Origin of the sequence: Brachybacterium sp. AG952 (genome assembly GCF_004362645.1) — a bacterium.
In the GTDB taxonomy this organism is placed as follows: domain Bacteria; phylum Actinomycetota; class Actinomycetes; order Actinomycetales; family Dermabacteraceae; genus Brachybacterium; species Brachybacterium conglomeratum.
Map to the genome: position 1 here is coordinate 1 of NZ_SNXV01000010.1, position 5251 is coordinate 5251.

Here is a 5251-nt window from a genome sequence, read left to right on the forward strand (position 1 = left end):
AATGCTGGTTGTTTGTTTATTTTGTCAGGTTTATAGTTTTTCATGATTTTCATGGAGAGTTTGATCCTGGCTCAGGACGAACGCTGGCGGCGTGCTTAACACATGCAAGTCGAACGATGACGGTGGTGCTTGCACCGCCTGATTAGTGGCGAACGGGTGAGTAACACGTGAGTAACCTGCCCTCCACTTCGGGATAACCTCGGGAAATCGTGGCTAATACCGGATATGAGCACTCATCGCATGGTGGGTGTTGGAAAGATTTATCGGTGGGGGATGGACTCGCGGCCTATCAGTTTGTTGGTGAGGTGATGGCTCACCAAGACGATGACGGGTAGCCGGCCTGAGAGGGCGACCGGCCACACTGGGACTGAGACACGGCCCAGACTCCTACGGGAGGCAGCAGTGGGGAATATTGCACAATGGGCGAAAGCCTGATGCAGCGACGCCGCGTGGGGGATGACGGCCTTCGGGTTGTAAACCCCTTTCAGTAGGGAAGAAGCGAGAGTGACGGTACCTGCAGAAGAAGCGCCGGCTAACTACGTGCCAGCAGCCGCGGTAATACGTAGGGCGCAAGCGTTGTCCGGAATTATTGGGCGTAAAGAGCTTGTAGGTGGCTTGTCGCGTCTGCCGTGAAAACCCGAGGCTCAACCTCGGGCGTGCGGTGGGTACGGGCAGGCTAGAGTGTGGTAGGGGAGACTGGAACTCCTGGTGTAGCGGTGAAATGCGCAGATATCAGGAAGAACACCGATGGCGAAGGCAGGTCTCTGGGCCATTACTGACACTGAGAAGCGAAAGCATGGGTAGCGAACAGGATTAGATACCCTGGTAGTCCATGCCGTAAACGTTGGGCACTAGGTGTGGGGGACATTCCACGTTTTCCGCGCCGTAGCTAACGCATTAAGTGCCCCGCCTGGGGAGTACGGCCGCAAGGCTAAAACTCAAAGGAATTGACGGGGGCCCGCACAAGCGGCGGAGCATGCTGATTAATTCGATGCAACGCGAAGAACCTTACCAAGGCTTGACATGCACTGGACGGCTGCAGAGATGTGGCTTTCTTTGGACTGGTGCACAGGTGGTGCATGGTTGTCGTCAGCTCGTGTCGTGAGATGTTGGGTTAAGTCCCGCAACGAGCGCAACCCTCGTTCTATGTTGCCAGCACGTGATGGTGGGGACTCATAGGAGACTGCCGGGGTCAACTCGGAGGAAGGTGGGGACGACGTCAAATCATCATGCCCCTTATGTCTTGGGCTTCAAGCATGCTACAATGGTCGGTACAATGGGTTGCGAAACTGTGAGGTGGAGCGAATCCCAAAAAGCCGGCCTCAGTTCGGATTGGGGTCTGCAACTCGACCCCATGAAGTCGGAGTCGCTAGTAATCGCAGATCAGCAACGCTGCGGTGAATACGTTCCCGGGCCTTGTACACACCGCCCGTCAAGTCACGAAAGTCGGTAACACCCGAAGCCAGTGGCCCATCCTCGTGAGGGAGCTGTCTAAGGTGGGATCGGTGATTGGGACTAAGTCGTAACAAGGTAGCCGTACCGGAAGGTGCGGCTGGATCACCTCCTTTCTAAGGAGCATCACCAATATTGGTGGCCATCGTCGTCTGCGAGTGTCAGGCGGGTGGTTGCTCAAGGGTGGAACATCGATGGATAGGCACTTCATCTGCTGCGCTGATCGCTAGTACTCCTTCGGGATGGAACGTGTGAGGGCATCGGGTTTGAGGTGGAGACACGCTATTGGGTTGTGAGGCTGCACGCAGCTCCCTTTGTGGGGGTGTGTGGCTGGTCCCCCCGACCACGGATGCTGGAAAGGCTGATGTGGTGGGTGTGGGGTTGTTTCTTGAGAACTGTATAGTGGACGCGAGCATCTTGTAAGCAATTTTTAAGCGCAAAGTGTCTTTGTGTTGCCGTAAGTTTTAAAGGGCGCACGGTGGATGCCTTGGCACAAGGAGCCGACGAAGGACGTGGGAGTCTGCGTTAAGCCTCGGGGAGTTGACAACCGAACTGTGATCCGAGGATGTCCGAATGGGGAAACCCACCACGAGTCATGTCGTGGTACCCGCTGCTGAATGTATAGGCAGTGTGGAGGGAACGCGGGGAAGTGAAACATCTCAGTACCCGCAGGAAGAGAAAACAAATAGTGATTCCGTGAGTAGTGGCGAGCGAAAGCGGAGGAGGCTAAACCTGGTCTGTGTGATACCCGGCAGGGGTTGCAGGTCAGGGGTTGTGGGACGTGTCTGTGGGGTCTGCCGGCCTTGCGACGTGTACGCGCAGTGGTAGTCGAAGCCGTGGTGAGTGCGGTGGCGTAGAGGGTGTGACCCCCGTAGACGAAACCAGTGCGCGGCGTGACGCTGTTCCCGAGTAGCACCGGGCCCGTGAAATCCGGTGTGAATCTGCCAGGACCACCTGGTAAGCCTGAATACTACCTTGTGACCGATAGCGGACAAGTACCGTGAGGGAAAGGTGAAAAGCACCCCGGGAGGGGAGTGAAATAGTACCTGAAACCGTGCGCTTACAATCCGTCGGAGCCTTGAGGGGTGACGGCGTGCCTTTTGAAGAATGAGCCTGCGAGTTAGTGGTCGGTGGCGAGGTTAACCCGTGTGGGGTAGCCGTAGCGAAAGCGAGTCTGAACGGGGCGTTCAGTCGCCGGCTCTAGACCCGAAGCGAAGTGATCTATCCATGGGCAGTGTGAAGCGCGGGTAAGACCGCGTGGAGGCGCGAACCCACTTCAGTTGAAAATGGAGGGGATGACCTGTGGATAGGGGTGAAAGGCCAATCAAACTTCGTGATAGCTGGTTCTCCCCGAAATGCATTTAGGTGCAGCGTTGCGTGTTTCGTACCGGAGGTAGAGCACTGGATAGGCGATGGGCCCCACCGGGTTACTGACCTTAGCCAAACTCCGAATGCCGGTACGTGAGAGCGCAGCAGTGAGACTGTGGGGGATAAGCTTCATAGTCGAGAGGGAAACAGCCCAGAACATCAGCTAAGGCCCCTAAGCGTGTGCTAAGTGGAAAAGGATGTGGAGTTGCTGAGACAACCAGGAGGTTGGCTTAGAAGCAGCCACCCTTGAAAGAGTGCGTAATAGCTCACTGGTCAAGTGATTCTGCGCCGACAATGTAGCGGGGCTCAAGCACACCGCCGAAGCTGTGTCACTCAGGATTTGGTCCTGGGTGGGTAGGGGAGCGTCGTGCAGCCGGTGAAGCCGCGGGGGAACCCAGTGGTGGAGGCTGTACGAGTGAGAATGCAGGCATGAGTAGCGAAAGACGGGTGAGAAACCCGTCCGCCGATTGATCAAGGGTTCCAGGGCCAGGTTTATCCGCCCTGGGTTAGTCGGGACCTAAGGCGAGGCCGACAGGCGTAGTCGATGGACATCGGGTTGATATTCCCGAACCGATCGTAGGAGGACCCATACCGAGGCGGCTGATGCTAACCACCCGAGCTGTCACCGTGCCCTTCGGGGTGTGGATGGTGGTGAGGCTGGGAACCAAGGTCGTAGTAGGTCAGCGCGTGGGATGACGCAGAGAGGTAGCTTCCGCGGACTTAATGGAATAGTCCGTCTAAGCGTGCAGCCCGGCCCCGGGTAATGCTGGGGCCATGAGGGTGAGACGTGATGGGGATCCCGTATGGGCGTAGGTGAGTGATCCTGTACTGCCTAGAAAAGTTCCGGCGTGACGAATACGGTCGCCCGTACCCTAAACCGACTCAGGTGATCAGGTAGAGAATACCGAGGCGTTCGAGAGAATCGTGGTTAAGGAACTCGGCAAAATGCCCCCGTAACTTCGGGAGAAGGGGGGCCCGATCCGTGAGAGCGGAGAGGGCCGCAGAGACCAGGGAGAAGCGACTGTTTACTAAAAACACAGGTCCGTGCGAAGTCGTAAGACGCTGTATACGGACTGACGCCTGCCCGGTGCTGGAAGGTTAAGAGGACCGGTTAGAGCTCTTCGGAGTTCGAAGCTGAGAATTTAAGCCCCAGTAAACGGCGGTGGTAACTATAACCATCCTAAGGTAGCGAAATTCCTTGTCGGGTAAGTTCCGACCTGCACGAATGGCGTAACGACTTCTCCACTGTCTCAACCGCGAACTCGGCGAAATTGCATTACGAGTAAAGATGCTCGTTACGCGCAGCAGGACGGAAAGACCCCGGGACCTTTACTATAGTTTGATATTGGTGTTCGGGACGGCTTGTGTAGGATAGGTGGGAGACTGGGAAGCATTCACGCCAGTGAGTGTGGAGTCATTGTTGAAATACCACTCTGGTCGTTCTGGATTCCTAACCTCGGTCCGTGATCCGGATCAGGGACAGTGTCTGATGGGTAGTTTAACTGGGGCGGTTGCCTCCTAAAGAGTAACGGAGGCGCTCAAAGGTTCCCTCAGCCTGGTTGGCAATCAGGTGTTGAGTGTAAGTGCACAAGGGAGCTTGACTGCGAGACAGACATGTCGGGCAGGTGCGAAAGCAGGAACTAGTGATCCGGCACCTCATTGTGGAATGGGTGTCGCTCAACGGATAAAAGGTACCCCGGGGATAACAGGCTGATCTTGCCCAAGAGCTCATATCGACGGCATGGTTTGGCACCTCGATGTCGGCTCGTCGCATCCTGGGGCTGGAGTTGGTCCCAAGGGTTAGGCTGTTCGCCTATTAAAGCGGTACGCGAGCTGGGTTTAGAACGTCGTGAGACAGTTCGGTCCCTATCCGCTGCGCGCGTTGGATATTTGAGAAGTCCTGTCCCTAGTACGAGAGGACCGGGATGGACTGACCTCTGGTGTGCCAGTTGTTCTGCCAAGGGCATGGCTGGTTGGCTACGTCGGGAAGGGATAACCGCTGAAAGCATCTAAGCGGGAAGCCTGCTTCGAGATGAGATATCCTTGCACCCTTGAGGTGTGTGAGGCCCCCAGTAGATGACTGGGTTGATAGGCCAGATGTGGAAGCACAGCAATGTGTGGAGCTGACTGGTACTAATGGCCGATGACTTACAACAACATTCTTTGTGTTGGTTGTTTACTCTGTGTGTGTTCGCGTCCACTGTGCGGTTCTTGGGGAACAACCTCGCTGCCGGCACCGGTTCTGGTGCGGGTGGGTGGCTGGTTGTGTCTCATCGTGTTACGGCGGTCATAGCGTCGAGGAAACGCCCGGTTCCATTCCGAACCCGGAAGCTAAGCTCGATCGCGCCGATGGTACTGCACTCGGGAGGGTGTGGGAGAGTAGGTCGCCGCCGGACATCTTCACTGGGAGTGGAGGAGTGCTTGAACCCCT

3 rRNA genes are annotated in these 5251 nt (G+C 56.4%); all 3 read left to right on the forward strand.

Features of this window, described 5'->3' with window-relative positions:
• Positions 1–48: 48 nt before the first annotated feature.
• The 3 genes from DEU31_RS16610 (at position 49) to rrf (ending at position 5216) form a co-directional block, all read left to right on the forward strand.
• Positions 49–1568, forward strand: a 16S ribosomal RNA gene (locus tag DEU31_RS16610).
• A gap of 339 nt (positions 1569–1907) precedes the next feature.
• Positions 1908–4976, forward strand: a 23S ribosomal RNA gene (locus DEU31_RS16615).
• A 123-nt stretch (positions 4977–5099) separates the two neighbouring features.
• Positions 5100–5216, forward strand: a 5S ribosomal RNA gene (gene rrf / locus DEU31_RS16620).
• The 16S, 23S and 5S rRNA genes sit together here, the layout of an rRNA operon.
• Positions 5217–5251: the final 35 nt, after the last annotated feature.